The sequence below is a fragment of the Sphingobacterium sp. UBA7253 genome (assembly GCF_002472745.1).
Taxonomy (GTDB): Bacteria; Bacteroidota; Bacteroidia; order Sphingobacteriales; family Sphingobacteriaceae; genus Sphingobacterium; species Sphingobacterium siyangense.
On the sequence record NZ_DKSP01000123.1, the window covers coordinates 25,032 to 25,244 of the forward strand.

Sequence of the window (213 nt, forward strand, 5' to 3'; positions counted from 1 at the left end):
AACAACAAGGTGATCAATTCATAGATCTTGATATTTTCCATCTGCGGGCTCACTCGGTCGATGGCTTCCGCATAGGGGGTCAATGACTCAAAATAACTTTTTATAAACAGGTTACTTTCCAGTACAACATTGGACTCACCCTGATACTTTTTGTCCGAACTGAGGTGATGGTCCATCGCGTATTGCTTCAGCCGATCAGCCCCCAGCAATACT

The 213-nt window shown here is 44.6% G+C and carries 1 pseudogene; it reads right to left on the reverse strand.

What is annotated here, in order from left to right:
* A pseudogene (locus B2X72_RS12765) lies at positions 1-213 on the reverse strand (hypothetical protein); the annotation flags it as partial.